Consider the following 19,947-nt stretch of genomic DNA (forward strand, 5'->3'; position numbering starts at 1 on the left):
TGACCAGCGGGCGCCCCGACGCGTCACGTCTCACCCCGGAGTGCCGAGACGAGCGCGGGCAGCGCGGCGGCGGCGGGCGCACGCCAGACGAGCGTCGCGTCGTCGCTCAGTTCGGTCTCGGCGGGGTTGATCTCGACGGCGGGCACGCCCCGCGTCAGCGCCCGGTACGGCAGCCCGGCCGCGGGCTGCACGACCCCGGACGTGCCGACGCTGAGGACGAGATCGGCGCGCTCGAGCGCGGCCTCGGCGTGCGCGAACGGCTCCTGCGGCAGTTCTTCGCCGAACCACACCACGCCGGGGCGCACCGCTGCGCCACACACCGGGCAACGCGGCGGGGCCAACCGCTCGACGGGGTCGGACGGCAGCGCGAGTGCCGGGGCGTCGGTTTCGTCGAAGGGGGTGTCGCACTCAGAGCAGCGCAACGCGAAGATGCTGCCGTGCAGGTGCGCGAGGACGCTGCTGCCCGCGCGTTCGTGGAGGTCGTCGATGTTCTGCGTGACGATCCACAGGTTCGCCCGCTCGGCGTCGGCCCAGTCGGCGAGTGCGCGATGGCCGACGTTGGGCTGGACATCGCGAATGAGCTTGGCCCGCCAGCGATACCAGGCCCAGACGAAGTCGGGGTCGCGCTCCCACGCGTCGATCGTCGCGAGCTCCTCCGGGTCATGGCGCTCCCACAGGCCCGTCTGCGCGTCGCGGAACGTGGGGATGCCGCTCTCGACGCTCATCCCCGCGCCCGTGAGGACGACGACGTCACGCGCATCGCGCGCCAGGTCGAGGACTGCGTCGAGGGGTTCCGAAGCTGGCGTGGGCATGCCTCAGCGTAGGCGCCACCCCAGCTGCGAGGTCGCCCGCGCCGCCGAGATGCCCGACCGAACGTGCCCCAGACCAGACGATCGCCTAGGTTAGGTAGACCTCATTCATCGCGACGACGCGGAGGCTCTCATGCCACTCAGGACGATCGAACGCGGGCTGCATGCCGCGTACTCGGCGGCCGCCTCGCTCACCATGGCCCTGCCACCGGAGCGCGAGACCTGGCCGACGACACCCGCCGAGGTGCGCGCCGTCGAAGCGCTGTGCCCGGCCTTCACCCGCGTCACCCTGCACGCCGAGATGTTCCGCACGCTCGAACTCACCGGTCCCGACGAGTACTTCGGCCTCTTCATGCCGCCGGCCGGCGCACCCGTCGTCACCCCGCCTGATGACGAACGCGACCCCCGCAGCGCCGTCGCCGCCATGGACGATGCCGTGCGCCCGCAGCTGCGCTGGTACACGATCCGGATGCTGCGCCCCGAGCACGCCGAGATCGACGTCGACATCGTGGACGTCGGCCACGACGGGCCCGGCGCGCGCTGGCTGCGCGACGTCAGGGTCGGTGACGAGGTCGGGGTGCGCGTCCAGTCTGCGCTCTACAGCGCGGCGCCCGCGGGCGGGCATCACGTGCTCGTCGCCGACGAGACGGGCCTGCCCGGCATGCTCGCCATCGTCGACGCAGCCCGCGAACGGGCGACTGGAAAAGGTGAAGACTCGCAGAACACGCAACCCCGCCTCACCTGCGTCGTCGAGGTCCCTGATGCGACATACCTGCACCCGGAGGTCGCCGACGCCGGCATCACCGTCGTGCAGCGCGGCACGGATGCGTCCGGTTCGGCCGCCGTCGCGGCACTCGCAGACCTCGACGTCGACGACGCCGACTACGCGTGGGTGTGTGCGGAGGGCGGCGCGGTGGCCGCGATCAAGCGTCACCTGACGAAAGAGCGCGGCCTGTCACGGCGCGCCATCACGGCGAGTGGCTTCTGGTCGGTGGGCCGCCCGCGCCCGTGAGGCCTCGCCCATGCGGCCGGCGCTGGGCATCTCATCATGTGGGGCGACATAGCCATGCACACCGAGCGCGACGACCATGATGTGAGCAACACCTCACACACTCGGATGCAGACCCCATGCGCGACACTCGTCGCAATGCTTCAGCCCTCATCCTCATCGGCGGGCTCACCCTGACGGCCCGCGGAACGGACGCGGCGGATTCGTCGCCCAGCAGTGCGTCCCCCAGGGCTGCGGCTGCGTCGTCGCTGCCCGTCACGCCGGCGATCAGCGCGTCGAGCACGAACAAGCAGTCGGCGTTCACCGTCACGCAGTTCGACAGCACCAGCGATTCGGGCTGGACGGCCACGTTCCAGGTGCTCAGCTCGCCGGCCGGCAACATCCTCGTCGACCCCGGCATGTAAGACGCGGAGGTCGCCGACTACGTGAAGTCGATCGGCGGCGTCGACGCGATCATGATCACCCACGGGCACTGCGACAAGCTGCGCGGCCTCGCCGTGGAGATGAAGACGAATGCGAAGGCCGTCGCGTTGATCCACGAACTCGACCAGCCCTACCTGCACGATCCGAAGCGCAACTGCTCCATAGCGGAGGGCACCTCGCGCACGACCGACGCGAAGACCTCCACCTTCAAGGAGTCCACGACGACGATCGCCGGCCACCGCGTCCCGCCCATCCACCGGCAGGACACACCGCGGGCAGCACGATCTTCTGGTTCCCGGACGACAACACGATGATCGGCGGCGACACGGTCATGAGCACGCAGATCGGCAGCGCCTCGCACCCGGGCGGCATCGAGGCCTCACGCACCGCGCCGATCGCGAAGTTCAAGAAGCTGACGTTCCCCGCGGATGCGCGCAGATACAACGGCCACGACGCCTCGACGACGTACGCCGAACTCATGAAGTCGAACTCCGACCTCGCCTGAGCCCCTTCTCCGACACCGTAGGTCTGGCACCGCTGAGCCCCGCCCTATTGAGCGATGCTCAACAAGAGTGATAGACAGGGTGAGGCGCGTCACGCGCCACGTCCCCGAGCAAGGAGCCACGGTGCAACGGACACTACGAGACGAGGACAAGGCCCTGCAGCGCGAGCTGCGCGCCTTTGCCGAGAGCTTCCCCGACCACATCAAGACCGGATACATCGCTGACGGCGAGGTCGTGCCCGAGTTGCTGCGCGAAGGTCAGCGCATCCTCGACGACGCCGACCTGGCCGCACCCCACTGGCCGACCGAATGGGGTGGGCGCGGCTGGGACGAACTGCAGCTGCACATCTACCGTTCCGAACTGCAGCGTGCCGGCGTGCCGATGCCGCTCGCGTTCAACACGAGCATGGTCGGCCCCGTCATCGCCGCGTTCGGCTCGCAGGAGCTCAAGGAGCGTTTCCTGCCGAAGACGAAGAGCTGCGAGATCTGGTGGTCGCAGGGCTTCTCCGAGCCGGACGCTGGCTCCGACCTCGCGTCCCTGCGCACGACGGCGGTGCGCGAGGGCGACGAGTACGTCGTCAACGGACAGAAGACGTGGACGACGCTCGGGCAGTTCGGTGACTGGATCTTCACCCTCGTGCGCACCGACCCGAGCGCCGACAAGCCGCAGAAGGGCATCTCCTTTCTCCTCATCGACATGTCCTCCCCCGGCCTCACGGTGCGCCCGATCAAGCTGATCGACGGCCGTCACGAGGTCAACGAGGTGTTCTTCGACGACGTCCGCGTGCCCGCCGACCAGCTCGTCGGCGAGGAGAACCGCGGCTGGGACTACGCGAAGTTCCTACTCGGCAACGAGCGCACGAGCGCCGCGCCCGTCGGCTCGATCAAGGCGGCGCTCGCCGCGGCGAAGGAGCACGCGAAGGCCACACGCAGCCCTCACGGCACCGCGCTCGACGAGCCGCTGCTCGCCGCGCGCTTCGCCCAGCTCGAGGCCGAGGTCATGGCGCTCGAACTGACGGTGCTGCGCGTCGCGGGTGACTCGCGTGACGGGCGCCCCGACCCGGCGTCGTCGATCCTCAAGCTGCGCGGCAGCCAGCTGCAGCAGGACGTCTACGAACTCATGGTCGACGTGGCCGGCGTCGACGCCCTCACCTGGTACACGGGCGAGTGGGGCAGCGAGACGCTGCCGCGGTACCTCAACTATCGCAAGGCGTCGATCTACAGCGGTTCCAACGAGGTTCAGCGCAACATCATCTCCGGCGGCATCCTTGGACTGAAGGGCTGAATCATGGACTTCACACCCACCGAAGAACAGCGCGCGTTGCAGAGCGCGGTGCGCGACCTTGCCTCGAGCCTCACGCCGAAGGACACCGGATCCGGCGCCCCCGCCGGCCCGCAGCCGTTCGACGCGGACGCCTGGGGCAAGTTCGCCGAGATGGGCCTGCTCGGGCTCGCCTTCGCCGAGGAGAAGGGCGGTTTCGGCGCGTCGGCCATCGAGGTGACGCTCGCCGCCGTCGAGCTCGGCGCGGCTCGCGTCACGCTCCCCTACGCCGATGCGATGGCGGCTGCGACGGCCCTCGACGCGGCGAACTCGCCGCTGCTCGCCGACGTCATCAGCGGCGAGAAGCTCGTGCTCACCGCGTTCGGCGAGTCGGGTGCGACGTGGTCACCGGCCGCGAGCGCCCGCACCGCGTCGGGTAGCGAGCTGGCGGGTGAGGCTCGCGGCAACACCGACCTGTCGTCGGCTGACGCCATCGTCACGACCGCCGGCACGGGCGACGACGTCGGGGTCTACCTCGTCGAATCCCCCACCGTCGACGGCCCGAAGGTGACGCTCGACGGCGCTCCCGCGACGCGGCTCGGCGGCCGCGAGGTGCTCGACGCCGCGCTCACACTGGGCAACGTCGCACAGTGCGGCGAGGCGCTCGGAGCGATGGGAGCCGCGCTCGCGCTGACGGTCGAGTACCTCAAGACGCGCAAGCAGTTCGGCGTGCCGATCATGCGGTTCCAGACCCTCACGCAACGCGCCGCCGACATGTACGTCGGCGTCGAGCTGACGCGCAGCGCCGTGCTCTACGCCGCGATGGCGCTCGCCGACCCCGGTGAGGGCGACGACGCGCTCGACCTCGACGCCATCGTGTCGCGGACGAAGTACCTCGTCGGCACCTACGGCCGGCTCGTCGGCCAGGAGGCGATCCAGTTGCACGGCGGCATCGGCATGACGGCCGAGTACGCCGTCGGCCACTACACCTCGCGCCTCGCGACGATCGAGCGAACCTTCGGCGACACCCGTCAGCACCTCGCGGCCCTGGCGGCCGGCGTCGGCGATCACACGTCGGTCGACGTCGTCTGAGACTGCTCGCACGACGGCGGCCGACGACGAATGACGAACGGCGGGACGAGCATCCAAACTCGTCCCGCCGTTCGTGTGTCATGCGCTCGTCGCCGACAAATCCGGCCCGCCGCGCAGCGTCAGCCGATCGTCATCACGACGCGTTCGACGACTCGTCGCTCGCGGCATCGCGGTCGAGTCGCGCGAACCGGTCGAACACGGCCGCACCGATGGGCAGCGCGCGCTCGTCGAGCATGAACGCAGGGTGGTGCAGGTCGGTCTCGTCGCTGTCGCCGTCCCAGACGCCGAGGCGCAGGTAGATGCCGGGGATCTCTTCGGTGTACCAGCCGAAGTCCTCGCCACCGGACGACTGGTCGGCCTCGCCGACGCCGTCCTCGCCGAGGACGTCGGTGACCGCCTGGGCTGCGAGCTGCGCGCACGCCTCGTCGTTGACGACCGGCGGCACACCTTGCACGTAGTTGACCTCGGCCTTCACGCCGTACAGCTCGGCGATGCCCGAGATCGCGGGCGGCACGACGTCGGGCAGCTGCGCCCACGTGTCGCGGCTCGCGGAGCGGACGGTGCCGACGAGCGTCCCCTTCGACGGGATGACGTTCGCGGCGCTGCCGCCGGCCTCGATCGAGCCCCACGTCATGACGGTGCCCGAGCGCGGGTCGATGCGGCGGTCGATGACCTGGGCCGCGCCCGTCGCGATGCTCGCGAGCGCGTAGATGAGGTCGCCGGTCTCGTGCGGACGCGCGGTGTGCCCGCCGTCGGAGGTCAGCGTCACCTCGATCTTCGCGTTCGAGGAGGTGATGGCGCCCGCGTGCACACCGACGTCACCGACGACGCGGTGCGGGTCGCAGTGAAGCGCGATGATGCGGTCGACGCCCTCGATCGCGCCGTCCTCGACGCAGTCGACGGCGCCGCCGGGCATCTGCTCCTCGGCGGGCTGGAAGATGAGGCGGACGGGGCGCGGCGGCGGGTTCTTCGCGAGCAGCGTCGCGGCGCCGAGCAGCATCGCCGTGTGCGCGTCGTGGCCGCAGGAGTGGCTGACGCCCTCGTTCGTCGAGGCGAACTCGAGGTCGGTCTCCTCATCCATCGGCAGCGCGTCGATGTCGGCGCGCAACGCGACGAGGTCGTCGGCCGTCGCGTCGTCGGCGGCGGGCACGTCACAGATCAAGCCGGTGCCGACGGAGAAACGTCGCACCTCGAACCCGAGACCTTCGAGCTGTTCGGCGACGTAGTCCGTCGTCGCCTTCTCCTCATAGCTCAGCTCGGGGTTGGTGTGCAGGTGGCGGCGCCACTCGACGAGCTTGTCCCGCAGGTCGTCGTCGATGCCGTCGTACGCCATGGCGGCCTCGTGTGCCGCGTCGACGTCGGGCTCGGAGTTCTTCCCACCCGTGTTCGCGTCGTTCTTGTCGAAGTCACTCACCGAAGATCCTTTCGCAGAAAGCCAAGACCCGCTGTTCCATGTCCCAGCGGTTGTTGAGACGTTCGAACTCGTGCCCCTCGTCGGGGAACAACAGCATCTCCGCCGGCACGCCCCGCGACGCGAGCACGCCCAGCGCCTGGTAAGCCTCGGAGACGGGGACGTTCGAGTCGAGCTGGCCGTGGATGAACATCACGGGCACGTCGACGCGGGAGAACTGACGCAGCGGGGAGGCTTGCGCGAGCAGGTGCCGGTCGAGCTTGGGGTCGCCGTATTTGGGCATCGCCGCGGAGGCGATCCACGGGTCGGTGTCACGGTAGAACGTCTCGAGATCCGACATGCCGCACGCCGCGATGCCGCCGGCCCAACGCCCGGCGTGCCGGGTGAGCGACGCGTGCACGAGGTATCCGCCGTACGAGCGGCCCATGATGACGGCCTGGCCGTCGCGGGTGATCCCTGCGTCGATGAGGTGGTCGAGCGTGTCCTCGGCGTCGTCGATCGCCGCGAACCGGCCGTAACGGTCGTCGGCCTGCGAGAAGCGCCGCCCGCGTCCTGCTGAGCCACGCACGTTCGGCAGGAACACCGAGTGCCCGGTCGCCGCGAGCTTGCGCAGCACGTTGTTGTAGTCGGGGCGCGCCTGTCCCTCGGGGCCGCCGTGGAAGTAGACGATCGTCGGGGCGGGCTCGCTCGGCGCAGGCCCGACGGCCCGGTAGAGCCACCCGGACAAGCGCATGCCGTCGCGCGCCTCGTAGTGGAGCAGCTCGGGGATGATGTCCGCTTCGCCCCACGCGGACAACACCGGCCGGCCACGTTCGTCCGTCGGGCGCGCGGGTGACATCGTGTCGAGGCCGTCCTGGTCGGCCAGTGCGTCAGCGCCGCTCGCGCCGACGTCGTCACCGGTCGCTGCGTGCCCGGCCGTCTCGTCGTCCGAGCCGCTCTCACGGGGACGGTTCTCGGCCACGCTCTCACCGACGGCGTCGCTCACCGCGTCGTCGACCGCCGTTGCGACAGCGCGGAACTCGTCGCCGACCCAGCGTCGGGCGGCCACGTCGTAGACGACGACGGTGGGCGGAAACTCGGGTCCGGCGACGGTGAGGGCGAGCAGCGACCCGTCCGCCGTCAGCGACGGCGTCGTCGCGATGAGCGACGGCAGCTCGGGCAGGTCGACGACGCGGGCGCGCCCACCCGTCAGGTCCACGATCTGCAGGTCGCACCACCCCTCGTCGTTCCACAGGACGGCCGCCACGGAACCGTCGAGGGAGACGGCGAACTCCTCGACGTCGGCGTCCTCACGTTCGAGGAGCACCTCGACGTCGTGGGCGTGCTCGGTGGGGGTGAGCCGCAGCAGTCGGAAGCGTTCGGCGCTGTGGTCGCTGCGCACGATGAAGCTGGGGCGATCCCCCTCGAACGTGACGAATCCGCGGTCGGTCGTCGAGCCGTTGTCGACCGGCATGATGGGGCGCCAGGTGCCGCCGCCGTCGACGGCCAGGAGCTCACGGTTGCCGCGCGAACCCACGCGGAACAACGAGACGTTGCCACGCGAGTGCGTCAGGGCGCCGCCGGTGCGCCGGTCGACGACGCGGGTCTCCCCCGTCACCGGATTGAACAGGCGGCCCTCGACGGTGCCCTCGCGGTCGAAGACGGAGACGGCGACGAAGTCGTCGTCCCAGCTGACGAGCTCGACCGTCTCGTACGCGGCGAGGTCGACGGTGTACGAGTTCGCGTCGTCCGGGTCGGAGGTGACGAACCAGATCTGCTCGCGGTCACCACCGTCGGGTGCGACCTCGCAGGCGAGCCAGTGCCCGTCGGGTGAGTACAGGACGCGCCGCACACCGCCTTCGACGGGAAGACGCACCTCGCGCTCCTCGCCGACGATCGGAACCCCGTCGTCGTCGAGCGGCATCTGCAGGGCGAAGGGAAAACGATCCTGTTCGACGACGACGCACGCGAGCAGCCGCCCGTCGGGCGAGAGCGCAGGGTCCTTGACGTAGCGGTCCAGCGTGCGCGGGCGTGGGGGGGCGCGGTGCTCGGCGGGCGGCGCGTAGGAGGTCAGGACGTGGGCATGCTCGGGTTCGGGCGGGCTGACGTCGTTCACGTCAGCCGATCCTAGGCGCCCGGGGGGCCAGACCTCCAGAGCGAGCGCGCCTGGTTCGTCTCCGGATGCCGGAGAACCGACCTCGCGGGTCATGATCGAGGTGGTGCCGCGGAGTCGTCGGGGCCAGGAACATCACCTGACGCAACCGTGGCGGCGTCACCGCGATCGGCGCCCACCGCGGTCTCTGACGGGGTCTGCGAGGAGGCTGCAGCCGGCGCTGTCGGTGCAGGTGAGCGCAGGATCCACGTGTCCTTGCCGCCACCGCCGCGGGAGGTGTTGACGATGAGCGAACCAGCCGGGGCCGTTCGGGTGAGGGCGGTGGGGACGGTGTGGGCGCTCAGCTTGCGCGCATCGAGGACGCTGGGTTCCCCCGACTCGCCGGGCGCACTCCCGGGCTGCTCGGTGGCGCGAACGTGCACGAACGCCCGCAGGTCGACGTGCCGCGGGTGGATGCAGGTGCGTCCGCTCTCGTCGGCGGCGTAGGTGGGCAGCGTCGACAGGCGCACGATGTCCTGCGCGATGAAGTGGTCGGGATGCGCCCGCAGCTGCTCGGCGCGTTCGTCGAGCTCGGCTGGGGAGCACTCCGGCCCGATGGTGATGCCGGCGCCGCCGTAGCCGTCGACGGGTTTCACGACGCGTTCGTCGAGCCGTGCGATGACCTCCTCGACCTTGCCGGGTTTGTGGCACAGATCGGTGGGGACCTGCTCGAGCAGGGGCTCCTCGTCGAGGTAGAACCGGATCATGTCGGGCACGAGCGCGTAGACGGCCTTGTCGTCGCCGACGCCGTTGCCGAATGTGTTGACGAACGCGAGACGGTGGTGGGCAAGGGCGTCCTCGAGTCCGGGGCCGAGTGGCTGACCGTCGCAGCCGAGGGCTGCGAACAGTTGATCCTTCTCGATGCGCGCGTAGACGACGTCGAGTGGGCGCAGCGTCGTCGCGTCCTGCAGGTGCAGGCGCCCGTCGACGACGCAGAGGTCCGCGGGCGTGCAGACGGGCATGCCGACGAACTCGGCGATGCGGCGGTGCTCGAACCAGGCGGAGTCGCTCTCGCCCGTCGAGACGAGCGCAAGCCCTGGGTCGTCGGGGTTCGCGGCGTGCGCAGGTGCCGCGGCCTGCAGCGTCTCGCGCAGCATCGCGAATCCGTCGCGGGGGTTGAGCAGGTCGTACTCGCTGATCACGTCGGCGAACGTGTCGTTCGCCATCGCGCGAAGGAAGTGCGAGAACACCACGCCGGAGGGAACGCGAAGGTTGTCCTCGAGGACGAGCCATCGTCCGTCGGCGCACACGAGATCCATGCCGCAGATGTGGGCTCGCACGGACCCGGAGGGTTGGAGGCGGCCTTCGTCGACGTAGCCCGGTGAGCGTTCGATGTCGTCGGCGTCGACGACCCCAGCCTCGATGATGCGTCGCGGCCCGTAGATGTCGTCGAGGAACGCGTTGAGGGCGCGGGCGCGTTGTTCGAGGCCCGCGCTCAGGTCGGCCCACGTGTCGGCGTCGATGATGCGGGGGATGAAGTCCGTCGGGAAGATCCGGGGTTCGTCCTCACCGCTGACGCGGAAGGTGATGCCCTCCGCCTTCTCCATGGCCTCTGCTCGTTCTTGCCGGGCCGCCCGCTCGTCATCACTGAGCGCCGCGATCGCTGCCAGGGCTGCGACGTAGGCGAGGCGGGGCGCGCCGTCCGCGTCGACGGCTTCGTCCCAGGCCTTCGCGACCGACGTGAGGCCGGCTTCGGTGGCTTCGAGCGTCTGTGTTTCGGCGTTCGCGCCCGGGTGCACGTCGGTGGGGCCGTTGTCGTGCAGCCCGAGCAGGGCGCCCTCGTTAGACAGGCCTGACGACGGGTCGTTCTCAGAGGCGGGCATGCCTCGTTTATACGCCGCCGCCGGACCGCGCAGACCCCGAATCGGCTTTTCCACCACACCGATTCGGGGCGTTCGATGCTCGGACGACGATCAGACGACGCCGAGCGCGAGCATCGCGTCGGCCACCTTGACGAAGCCCGCGATGTTGGCGCCGCGCACGTAGTCGCCCGGCACGTCGTAGGCGTCGGCCGTCTCCTCGCAGGTGCGGAAGACGCCGTTCATGATGGCGCGCAGGCGTTCTTCGGTGTGGTCGAACGACCACGAGTCGCGGGAGGCGTTCTGCTGCATCTCGAGGGCGCTCACCGCGACGCCGCCGGCGTTCGACGCCTTGCCGGGCGCGAACAGGACGCCTGCCTCCTGCAGCAGGGCGGTCGCTGCGGGCGTCGTCGGCATGTTGGCGCCTTCGGCGACGGCGATGCAGCCGTTGGCCACGAGGGTGCGAGCTGCGTCGTCCGGGAGCTCGTTCTGGGTGGCGCAGGGCAGGGCCACGTCGCACGGCACGTCCCAGATGCTTCCTTCGGCGACGAATCGGGCGCCCTCGTGCTCGTCCGCGTATTCGCTGATGCGTCCGCGCCTGGATTCCTTGAGTTCGCGCATGGCGTCGATGTCGAGGCCCCGCTCGTCGACGACGTACCCGCCGGAGTCGCTCATCGCGACGACGGTGCCGCCCAGCTGGGTGACCTTCTGTGCGGCGTAGACGGCGACGTTGCCGGAGCCGGAGATGACGACCTTCGCGCCGTCGAAGGAACGGTTCTGCGTCGCGAGCATCCGTTCGGTGAGGAACACGAGGCCGTACCCGGTGGCTTCGGTTCGCGCCTGCGCGCCACCCCAGGTGAGGCCCTTGCCCGTGAGCACTCCGGCCTCGTAGCGGTTGGTGATGCGCTTGTACTGGCCGAAGAGGAAGCCGATCTCGCGGCCGCCGACGCCGATGTCGCCGGCGGGTACGTCCGTGTACTCACCGATGTGGCGGTACAGCTCCGTCATGAACGACTGGCAGAAACGCATGATCTCGGCGTCGGAGCGGCCCTTCGGGTCGAAGTCGGAGCCGCCCTTGCCGCCGCCGATGGGCATGCCGGTGAGCGCGTTCTTGAAGACCTGTTCGAAGCCGAGGAACTTGACGATGCCGAGGTAGACGCTGGGGTGGAAGCGCAGGCCACCCTTGTATGGCCCGAGCGCTGAGTTGAACTCGACGCGGAATCCTCGGTTCACCTGCACGCGGCCGTCGTCGTCGACCCATGGCACGCGGAAGATGATCTGACGCTCGGGCTCCGCCAGACGCTCGATGATGCTCGACTCGACGTAGTCGGGGCGACGCTTCAGCAGCGGGCCCAGGCTGGCGAGCACCTCGTCGACGGCCTGGTGAAATTCTGACTCGCCGGGGTTGCGGCGAAGGATCGTCTCGCGCACGGTTTCGAGTTGGGGTTCGAGCCGCTCAGGCATGTGTTCTCCTCATCGTGGTGTCCCGCCACCTTACGAGCGGATGCCTGCGACGGCCATGTGACGTTGGCCCGGTTCGTAATTCCACTCGAGTGTGGGCGAGTCATGACTCGCCGAGAAGCCTTGCCAGCTCCTGCGCCAACGGAGTGAGACGCGAATCGACGACCGCCCACACGATCTCGTGCTCGACCACCCCGTACTCACGGGCACGGATGTTTCGCATCCCATAGATGCGCTCTAGACGTCGGCAACATAGACAACCTCCGCCTGCGCGAGAGCTGAGTCGCGGAAGTACGGGTTGCGGATGGCGCGCTTCGCCACGAGGTCAACATCGCGTTCGAGGATCCTGCTCAGGTCGTCACGGAGGGCGCAGAAGTCCTCCAGCGGATCGGGGCGATCAGGGAGGAAATCGACCAGAGAGTCGACGTCGCTGTTGTGATGAGAAGTCCCCGCAGCAGCTGAGCCGAACAGGGACAACTCGGCCACGCCGGGACGTTCTGCGACGCGGCTGATCGCCTCGTGGTCCAGGCTCACGACGGAAGGCATGCCCTGCGTATCGCACCGCAGGCTGGATCGACCACAGCACCGGCGGACGCCCGCGACGGGTCGCCTGCGTCCACCACAGGGATCGAGTCAGTCCGTGTAGCCGATGCGCATGTCGACGTCGGCGATGTCGCCGAGTGTCAGCAGTTTGCACCTTCTGCCGGCGCCGCAGCTTGCGTGCGAACGCCTGCCGGATTTCGCGGTTCTTCCCACGCCTGCATTGGGGGCAAGAATAGCCCGTGTGGATTCTCTGCCTAACCATTCTCCCGCTCCGCCCACCATCGTCGAGCGCACTCCTCAGAGACTCGTCCTCGCCGATAGAAGTGAGGTGCGCAGCCAACTCACGACCGATATCGTGTGACACCGCACGATGAAACGGGGAATCGGACGTGTACATGCTCAGGCTGGCCCCGAGGCACGTCGGCGGCGGCGTATCTGTCGCTGCTCGCCGGTGAGGCGACGATGACGACGACCGTCGAGGCGTTCGAGAACGTCGAATCGGCGCACTTCAAGGCGAAGGACATTCTGGGCGCCTCGCGCTTCGCCCTGCTGCCGACGGACAACCCGCACGTCACGTCGGATCTGAAGAAGATCGCCGACGGCAGGGCGCTCAGCCCGGTGCTGCTCGTGCGTGGTGACGCGACGAGCGGACGCGACGCCATCATCGCCGACGGTTATCACCGGGTCTGCGCGAGTTATCACACGGACGAGAACACCGACGTGCCTGTGCGCATCGTCGACCTCGCGCACCGTTCCGCCTGAGGTCGCGACGGACGTGAACTTCGCGCAACTCGCTCTCATCTGTCTCGTCGCGGTGCTCGGGCCGCTGTTGTCGTTGCCGCGCGCGGTGAGGTTGCCGGTCGTCATCGGCGAGCTTGTCGTCGGGCTCGCGCTCGGGCAGACCGGCGCGCGGGTGCTCGACCCGCATGACGGCACGTTCGCGTTTCTCGCGGACGTCGGGTTCGCGCTCGTCATGTTCGTCGCCGGCACGCACGTGCCGGTGCGCGACAAGGCGCTGCGCACGGGTGCGTCGATCGGCGTGGCGCGGGCGGTCGCCGTCGGGGTGCTCGCCGCGCCCGCAGGATGGGCGATCGCGCACGTGTTCGGCACGGGGCACGCGGGGCTGTACGCGGTGCTGCTGGCGAGTTCTTCGGCGTCGATCGTCATGCCGGCGCTGCAGGGTATGCCGCTGACGGGGCCCTCGATCGTCGCGATGCTGCCGCAGTTGGCGCTCGCGGACGCGGCGTGCATCGTCGCGTTGCCGTTCGCGATCGATCCGGCGCACATGTCGCGGGCGGCGATCGGCGCTGTGGCGGTCGTGACGGTGTCGCTCGTCGTGTTCGTCGTGCTGCGGTTCGTCGAGCAGCGCGGGTATCGACGGCGGGTGCACGAGGTGTCGGAGAATCGCGGGCTCGCGCTCGAGCTGCGGGTGACGCTGACGATCCTGTTCGCAGTCGCGGCGCTCGCGCAGTGGCGGCACGTGTCGATCATGCTCGCGGGATTCTGCGTCGGGTTGGCCGTTGCGGGGGTCGGTGAGCCGAAGCGCGTCGCGAAGCAGGTGTTCGCGCTGACTGACGGGCTGTTCGCGCCGATCTTCTTCGTGTGGCTCGGGGCGTCGCTCAACCTGCGTGACCTCGCGGCGCATCCGGATGCCCTCGCGCTCGGTCTCGCCCTGGGGTTGAGCGCTCTTGTCGTGCACGGCGCGATGGCGATGACGAAGCAGCCGTGGCCGGTCGCCGTCACGACCGCGGCGCAGATGGGGGTGCCCGTGGCAGCCGCGACGACGGGGACGCATCTCGGGTTGCTGCGACCTGGCGAGGACACGGCGATGCTGCTCGGCGCGCTCGTGACGATCGTCGCGACGGCGGCCCTCAGCGGTCCGCTGGCGAAGGTGGCGCAGCAGGACGACCGCGTCGATCCGCCACCCACCCCTTAAACATTGAAGCGGAACTCGACCACGTTCCGTAGCCGAATAACCTCTCGACCCACCGCTCCACATCATCCCCGAGCGGCACCCAATGCCGTAGCTCGGTCCAGACCCCGTTTCCATTCTTCGACCTGACGTACTTCTCACGGGGACAGGGGGCGATCAGATGTCAGAATCTGATCGCGCTCGCTCTCCTGCAAGCGCCCGGCGCAACAACTCCACCATCTCCTCATGATGAGTGCGCACATCTGCGTCGTTCCAACTCCCGGTCTCCGCCCGCCGTGCCATCAGCTCGAGTTTCAGGCTCTGCCGGCGAGCATCGTGGTTGTTCGCCTTCTGCGCAGGGAGGTAGTTGCTGAACTTCGAGTTGGTGCTCACAGTGACCAGCGCCAAGTTCCCGAACCAGTCGAGAAGGTGCGGATCCTCCAGGCGGTATGCGAAGGAGGAGTGCTCGATGTCCTCGGTGCCCGGGGAGAAGTGCTCCACGGAGGTGCGGTAGCTGAAGGTGAAGTCCCATTGGTTCATCTCCTCCACCAGCAGGTAGTCCAGGTACGTGAACACGATGCGCGGGATGGCGAAGCCGAGCGCCATCCCATCCGGGCCGGTCTCCTCCTTGTCCGGGTCCGGGGTCACCGCCTCGCGCAGGCGCTCGTGGGCATGGGACTCGAGACAGTGGAGGAAGCCCTGAGCTGTGATCGGCTCATCGTGATCGGTGAGCTCGGTGACGTAGCGAAGTGCATCGGTCATCCAGTGCATCGTGCGCGGGGAGGTGTAGGTGATGCGCAGCGCCGACTGCAGCAGCAGGATCCGTCGGTGCAGGCTGCGCGGGCCGGCACCGGATTCGTCAGCGGCGAAGGTCGAGGGGTACCGGGGAGTGTCCTGCCCGTTGTTGCCGCGACGGGACGATCCTCGCGCGAGCCGGTACAACGACCAGCTGCCAGGTTCCTCGTCCGTGGTGGATTCGTGCCCGGTGGTCAGCGTCGCATCACGCTTGAGAATGAAATGATCGAACAGGTAGCGGATGCGCAGCAGGTCCGTGGTGAACTTGCGCACCCAGTCAATCCGCTCCGGCGGCGGTAGTGAATCGACGCGTGCAGAGAAGCGCTGCACTAGCAGTTTGTCGTCGAGCTGACGATCATCCTCCCGTGCGGAGCCCCTGCCTGCTCCCTCCACCGCGAGAACCTGCAGCAGCAGAGTCGGGAACGTGATCTGCGATGTGAATCGCTCGCCGCCGTCGGCATCTTCCGACTCGGTCCTGACCGTGGTCTGGGAGTAGGCAGCCACCGCATCGTCGAGGGTCAGCGCGGTGGATTCGGGTGTGTTCGAAGCGTCGTCGGCGGCGGGCGAGGCCGCTTCGGAGGTGGTGTCGATGAGTTGTGCACGCAAGCGGGAGAAATCTGCTGTCGGCATCTGGTCCCAGTCGGGGCCGAAGACTTCTGCGCGTTGGGAGGTGTTTCCGGCAGTGGCGCTCATCCCCACGTAGTGCTCCATGTCGGAGCATGCTGTCCAGACGCGGTTCAGCAGGGCGCGATCGAGGGGGTCAGACAGGTATCGGAGGAGTCGCGCCTTGACGATGTCCACGGGACTGAGCTGCGCACCGCGCGTATTCATGATCTCGAAGTACCGATTCAGATCGGTGCTCCGGTCGATCGGCATGCGGACGACGAGGACCCTGGTGAGCAGATAGTCGATCACCTGGGGAGTCTGTAAACGGTCACCGTCGGCCCCGCCGTCCAGTAGCTGTTCGATAATCATCGATGCGCGGAGGATGCCGGAGTCCTCTCGATCCTTCTCATCCTCCGCCGGCTCATCGATCGTATCGGCGACGCCGCGGAGAGCGCGGGTGGCCTTCTCCCGAGCCTCGTAGGTGAGCGGCCGAAGCGGACCGATGCGGTCCTTCAAACCCGGCCGGGAAGAGAGCTTGACCAGCAGGATATACAAGGTGGTCAGGCGCTGCTGTCCGTCGATCACGTCGAGCGGCTCATCGGCCCGTTGCGGAGGGGCGACCACGAGGTTGCCAAGGAAGTAGTCCTTGGCCTCCTCCTGCTCGGCCTCGTCGAAGACGTCGTGGATCAGGCGGTGTATCTGCTCCTCGCCCCAGGTGTAATTGCGCTGGTAGAGGGGAATCGAATAGCTGGGAGCGTCCGGGCTGAAGAGCTGCCCGACGGGGATGGCCTGGACGTCATCCTGAGCGATGGTCTGTGTCATCTCAGCGGGACTCCTTCAGCAGGGTGAGGAGCCGTGCATCCTCCGGGTTGTCAGTCCGCGCCGTGCGCGGGGCGCTCATGTTCTCCAGCTCGATCTCCCGCGGATCGAGACTGTCGCGGATGGCGGAGAACAGGTTCACCTTGTTCAGGCCGTCCATATTGGTGCTGATCCCTCGTGCGTAGTTGTCCGTGGTTCTCCAGCCCAGACGCTCGTACGCCAAGCGGAGGGAGTATGCCCAGCGGAAGAGGTGGCGTCGTACCTGCGGCATATCGGCCTCGGAGTACTTGTTCGTGTAGTACAGGACCGCGGCGACGTACAGCTCCCGGCAGTACCTGAATCGCGCCCCGTCGTGGAAGACCGTGCGATCCGCAGTCGTGAGACCGGCTGTGTTGGCGTCGGAGAAGAGTTCCTCGTCCAGCCGCTCATACTCCTCGAGCATGAACGCGGCGTAGTCGAAGAAGGACTTACCCGCAGCGACCGGAGCATCGAGCTGGTGCTGGGCCCGCTTGAGATCTCTGCGGGTCACCGAGTCGGCATCAGGATAGGACCACTCCTGCAGGCCGGGAAGCACCGCCTTGGCAGCGCGATGGTATTCGGCCCCCGGCAGGCGGCGAGTGGATCTGCCGACTCCCTTGAAGAGGTCGAGGTCATCGGTGGTATATGCATGCGCTGGCATGTTGCGGCTCCACCAGTGGATGCGGGCCAGGTAGGTGCCGAAGAGCCGGTCCAGCTCGTTCTCGTCGGCCTTCTCCCATTGCTCGACCACGGCGCGCTGCTCGGCAGTGCTGGCATCTGCCATTTCGCGCAGGTGGAAGGCCTTGAGCAGGTCGTGCGGGCGCAGTGATTTGCCTCGGAAGTTCTGCGAGTCGAAGAACTGGAATGCCTCATCCTCGTCATCGGTGACGATCTTCAGAACTTTGGCTTCGGCGTCGAGGAATTCCCGGTACCTGTCGAGGCGCCCCGGAGAACGTTCGAGGTCGGCGACCCGTCGCGAGAGTTCCTGATGGACGTGGTGGATCGGGGTGTCCCCTGATTGGAGATGGGGGATTCTCTGGCCGCGCAGAAGCGCCCGCAGCAGATGGAGGGTCAGGATTCTCTGCTGTCCATCGACCACCTCGAAATGCGACTCCTGGGGACGCCTCAGGAGGATGACGGTGCCCATGATGTACGAATGCTCCGGCCTGCTATCGAGAGCCTCCGCGACATCCGTGAACAGCTGTGCCGCGATGCGTGGGGACCAGGAGTACGGGCGCTGGAAATCCGGTATGCGCAGGTCGGGACCTTGAGTGCCGAGCAGTTCGTCGACGGAGACGAACTGCAGCATCTCGGTGTTGATCGTCATGGTGTCGACGGTAATCGATAGGTAGGACGCTGTACCAGGGGTCGGGATCCGAAATTGCATCGTGCAGTCAGTGCTGGAGTGCATGCAGGAGCATGGTGTGCGGGCAACAACGACAAAACGGTCAAGATCGCAACTGCGATAACACTCCAGAGCTGGATCACTGAGCCCCCTTAGGTTAGACCGGAACTCGACTACACATTGAACCTAAATTCCACCACGTCGCCGCACATACCAACCTCTGCGCGTGCACAGCTTCCTGGACCCCGTCATGCCGTCTCCCCACAGCCCAGTCGCGAAGAACGATCCCCATCTCGGGCTCACGCATGCTGTTAGGACCTCGCGCCCGTGCTCGTAAGCATCCAAGCGCACAGAGATTGAGACAACTCTCGGTAGTAGGTAGACTGACCTACCTACTACCGGAGGGCGACATGAATCAAGGATCAGCGCGAGAGCGGCTGCTCGATGCCGCAGCGAGACGCTTCTACGAGGACGGCGTGCACGCGACAGGGATCGACACGATCACTTCTGAGGCCGGGGTCGCGAAGAAGAGCCTCTACAACAACTTCTCGTCCAAGGCAGAGCTCGTCAGCGCTTATATCGATTCCCGCCACGAGGAGTGGCTCGGCCTCCACCAGGCACGTGCGGTGAAGGCGTCTACGGCAGCAGACCGAGTGCTGGCAGTGTTCGACGCCTACATCGACCACGCGAACGATGCCTACGGCAAGGGCTTCCGGGGATGCGGGCTGCTCAATGCGGCCGCCGAGTTCCCGGCCGGACACCCTGCTCGCTCGGCCGTGCGCGCGCACAAGGAGCAGGTGGAGCGGATTCTCGTCGAGAACCTGGAAGTCATGGCCACCGACGCCGAGGCGCTGGAGCTGGCCGAGCACTTCAGCTTCCTCCTCGAAGGAGCCGTCGCACGGGCAGGTCTCGAGGGCACCCCGGCGCGCCTGGAGCACGCCCGAGCCATCGCATCGCGGATGCTGGCCGCACTGTGAAGCGAGGCTCCCCCACCGGCATCTTCGCGGTGCTCGCCGCCGCCCTCCTGTGGGGTACCACGGGGACTGCGGCGACGTTCGCACCGGCAGTCGGCCCGCTGGCCATGGGCGCGGCCGCGCTCGGCATCGGCGGGATCCTGCAGGCAGCCATCGCGGCCCCCTCGCTCCGCCGGGAACGACCCGCACTGTCTTCGCAACGTGGGACAGTGCTCGTCGGAGCCGCAGCCGTGCTGATCTACCCGCTGGCCTTCTACAGCTCGATGCATCTGGCTGGCGTCGCGGTCGGCACTGTTGTGTCCCTCGGCTCTGCCCCCATCGCCTCGGGCCTTCTGGAACGAGTGATCGAGCGACGCAGACTCAGCGGCTGGTGGATGCTCGCCGTAGCGCTCGGCATCGCGGGCAGCGCAGTACTGTGCGCTGCGAAGATGCACGACTCGCCGAGCGAGACGCTCCCCACGGTCGCCGGCGTCATCCTCGGCCTGGTTGCTGGCGCAACCTACGCCATGTACTCGTGGAGCGCTCACCGCCTCATGAACCGCGGCGTCGGGCGCGCGGCAGCGATGGGCGCTGTCTTCGGTCTGGGCGGCATTGCGCTGATGCCCGTACTCATGCTCACCGGCGCACCACTCATCGCTTCCGCCCAGCCCATGATGGTCGGGCTCTACATGGCAATGGTCCCGATGTTCCTGGGCTATCTGCTCTTCGGGTACGGCCTCACGCGCGTCACTCCAAGCGCCGCGACAACGCTCACCCTCGCTGAACCCGCAATCGCCGCCCTCCTGGCGGTGGTCATCGTCGGTGAGCGCCTCCCCGCCCTCGGCTGGGTTGGACTGGCGGGCATCTGCGCCTCGCTCCTGGTCCTCTCGCTCGCACCTGCGACACAGGCGCGTGCCGCCGAACCGTCGCGTTCTAGCGAGCTCCCGATAGGTCAGGAAGTCTGAATCAGTCGGCCTGAGATAGACGTCGGGCAAGACCTGGAGATCCGCCCAGGACCGGGATCAAATCACTTGGTGCGGCCCAAATAGCTCTGTGGA

19 protein-coding genes are annotated in these 19,947 nt (G+C 68.0%); 10 read left to right on the plus strand and 9 right to left on the minus strand.

Going from position 1 to position 19,947, the window contains the following annotated elements:
- Positions 1-23 precede the first annotated feature (23 nt).
- Positions 24-812, minus strand: a complete 789-nt coding sequence (locus tag DYE07_RS05185) for an NAD-dependent deacylase (protein WP_115296499.1) — start codon at positions 810-812, stop codon at positions 24-26.
- Between the two features lie 130 nt (positions 813-942).
- On the opposite strand from DYE07_RS05185, the gene DYE07_RS05190 reads away from it, so the two are divergent.
- From DYE07_RS05190 to DYE07_RS05215, 6 genes are all read left to right on the plus strand, one after another.
- The gene (locus DYE07_RS05190) at positions 943-1,821 is read left to right on the plus strand and encodes a siderophore-interacting protein (RefSeq protein ID WP_006946106.1); all 879 of its coding nucleotides are present in this window, start codon (positions 943-945) and stop codon (positions 1,819-1,821) included.
- Between the two features lie 116 nt (positions 1,822-1,937).
- Positions 1,938-2,222, plus strand: coding sequence for a hypothetical protein (locus tag DYE07_RS05195; RefSeq protein ID WP_006946085.1), 285 nt, complete (start codon positions 1,938-1,940; stop codon positions 2,220-2,222).
- 21 nt (positions 2,223-2,243) lie between these two features.
- Complete coding sequence (locus tag DYE07_RS05200; protein WP_115296500.1) at positions 2,244-2,555, plus strand: MBL fold metallo-hydrolase; 312 nt, start codon at positions 2,244-2,246, stop codon at positions 2,553-2,555.
- Between the two features lie 17 nt (positions 2,556-2,572).
- Positions 2,573-2,746, plus strand: a complete 174-nt coding sequence (locus DYE07_RS14675) for a hypothetical protein (RefSeq protein ID WP_156445010.1) — start codon at positions 2,573-2,575, stop codon at positions 2,744-2,746.
- A 121-nt stretch (positions 2,747-2,867) separates the two neighbouring features.
- Positions 2,868-4,028 (plus strand): acyl-CoA dehydrogenase family protein, encoded by a 1,161-nt coding sequence (locus DYE07_RS05210; protein WP_006946290.1) that lies wholly within the window; start codon positions 2,868-2,870, stop codon positions 4,026-4,028.
- Between the two features lie 3 nt (positions 4,029-4,031).
- Positions 4,032-5,096, plus strand: coding sequence for an acyl-CoA dehydrogenase family protein (locus DYE07_RS05215; protein ID WP_115296501.1), 1,065 nt, complete (start codon positions 4,032-4,034; stop codon positions 5,094-5,096).
- Positions 5,097-5,229: 133 nt separating this feature from the next.
- Here the strand turns inward: DYE07_RS05215 and DYE07_RS05220 are convergent, their stop codons facing one another.
- From DYE07_RS05220 to DYE07_RS05240, 6 genes are all read right to left on the minus strand, one after another.
- Complete coding sequence (locus DYE07_RS05220) at positions 5,230-6,510, minus strand: amidohydrolase (protein WP_083603929.1); 1,281 nt, start codon at positions 6,508-6,510, stop codon at positions 5,230-5,232.
- A complete protein-coding gene (locus DYE07_RS05225) occupies positions 6,503-8,602 on the minus strand; it encodes a S9 family peptidase (protein ID WP_074040645.1) in 2,100 nt (699 codons plus the stop codon). The genes DYE07_RS05220 and DYE07_RS05225 overlap by 8 nt, the downstream gene beginning before the upstream one ends.
- Positions 8,603-8,691: 89 nt before the next feature.
- On the minus strand, positions 8,692-10,461 hold the full coding sequence (locus DYE07_RS05230) for a circularly permuted type 2 ATP-grasp protein (protein ID WP_115296502.1): 1,770 nt from the start codon (positions 10,459-10,461) through the stop codon (positions 8,692-8,694).
- Between the two features lie 90 nt (positions 10,462-10,551).
- Positions 10,552-11,901: an NADP-specific glutamate dehydrogenase gene (gene gdhA / locus DYE07_RS05235; RefSeq protein ID WP_074040643.1), complete on the minus strand. Its 1,350-nt coding sequence runs from the start codon at positions 11,899-11,901 to the stop codon at positions 10,552-10,554.
- A gap of 100 nt (positions 11,902-12,001) precedes the next feature.
- Positions 12,002-12,121: a HepT-like ribonuclease domain-containing protein gene (locus DYE07_RS15365; RefSeq protein ID WP_370447732.1), complete on the minus strand. Its 120-nt coding sequence runs from the start codon at positions 12,119-12,121 to the stop codon at positions 12,002-12,004.
- Positions 12,122-12,135: 14 nt separating this feature from the next.
- On the minus strand, positions 12,136-12,444 hold the full coding sequence (locus tag DYE07_RS05240; RefSeq protein WP_074040642.1) for a nucleotidyltransferase family protein: 309 nt from the start codon (positions 12,442-12,444) through the stop codon (positions 12,136-12,138).
- 459 nt (positions 12,445-12,903) lie between these two features.
- On the opposite strand from DYE07_RS05240, the gene DYE07_RS05245 reads away from it, so the two are divergent.
- Together DYE07_RS05245 and DYE07_RS05250 are read left to right on the plus strand one after the other, a co-directional pair.
- Positions 12,904-13,203 (plus strand): hypothetical protein, encoded by a 300-nt coding sequence (locus tag DYE07_RS05245; RefSeq protein WP_006946179.1) that lies wholly within the window; start codon positions 12,904-12,906, stop codon positions 13,201-13,203.
- 13 nt (positions 13,204-13,216) lie between these two features.
- Entirely contained in the window at positions 13,217-14,377 is a 1,161-nt protein-coding gene (locus DYE07_RS05250; protein WP_074040640.1) for a cation:proton antiporter, read from the plus strand.
- A gap of 153 nt (positions 14,378-14,530) precedes the next feature.
- On the opposite strand, the gene DYE07_RS05255 is transcribed toward DYE07_RS05250, so the two are convergent.
- Together DYE07_RS05255 and DYE07_RS05260 are read right to left on the minus strand one after the other, a co-directional pair.
- A complete protein-coding gene (locus DYE07_RS05255; RefSeq protein ID WP_006946302.1) occupies positions 14,531-16,576 on the minus strand; it encodes a GmrSD restriction endonuclease domain-containing protein in 2,046 nt (681 codons plus the stop codon).
- A 1-nt stretch (position 16,577) separates the two neighbouring features.
- Positions 16,578-17,918, minus strand: coding sequence for a DUF262 domain-containing protein (locus tag DYE07_RS05260; protein WP_006946161.1), 1,341 nt, complete (start codon positions 17,916-17,918; stop codon positions 16,578-16,580).
- A 428-nt stretch (positions 17,919-18,346) separates the two neighbouring features.
- Here DYE07_RS05260 and DYE07_RS05265 point away from each other — a divergent pair, with 428 nt between their 5' ends.
- Both DYE07_RS05265 and DYE07_RS05270 read left to right on the plus strand, forming a co-directional pair.
- Complete coding sequence (locus tag DYE07_RS05265) at positions 18,347-18,913, plus strand: TetR/AcrR family transcriptional regulator (protein ID WP_006946191.1); 567 nt, start codon at positions 18,347-18,349, stop codon at positions 18,911-18,913.
- A complete protein-coding gene (locus tag DYE07_RS05270; RefSeq protein WP_115296503.1) occupies positions 18,910-19,854 on the plus strand; it encodes an EamA family transporter in 945 nt (314 codons plus the stop codon). The genes DYE07_RS05265 and DYE07_RS05270 overlap by 4 nt, the downstream gene beginning before the upstream one ends.
- The last annotated feature ends 93 nt before the right edge of the window (positions 19,855-19,947 follow it).

Origin of the sequence: Dermacoccus nishinomiyaensis (genome assembly GCF_900447535.1) — a bacterium.
GTDB classification, from domain to species: Bacteria; Actinomycetota; Actinomycetes; order Actinomycetales; family Dermatophilaceae; genus Dermacoccus; species Dermacoccus nishinomiyaensis.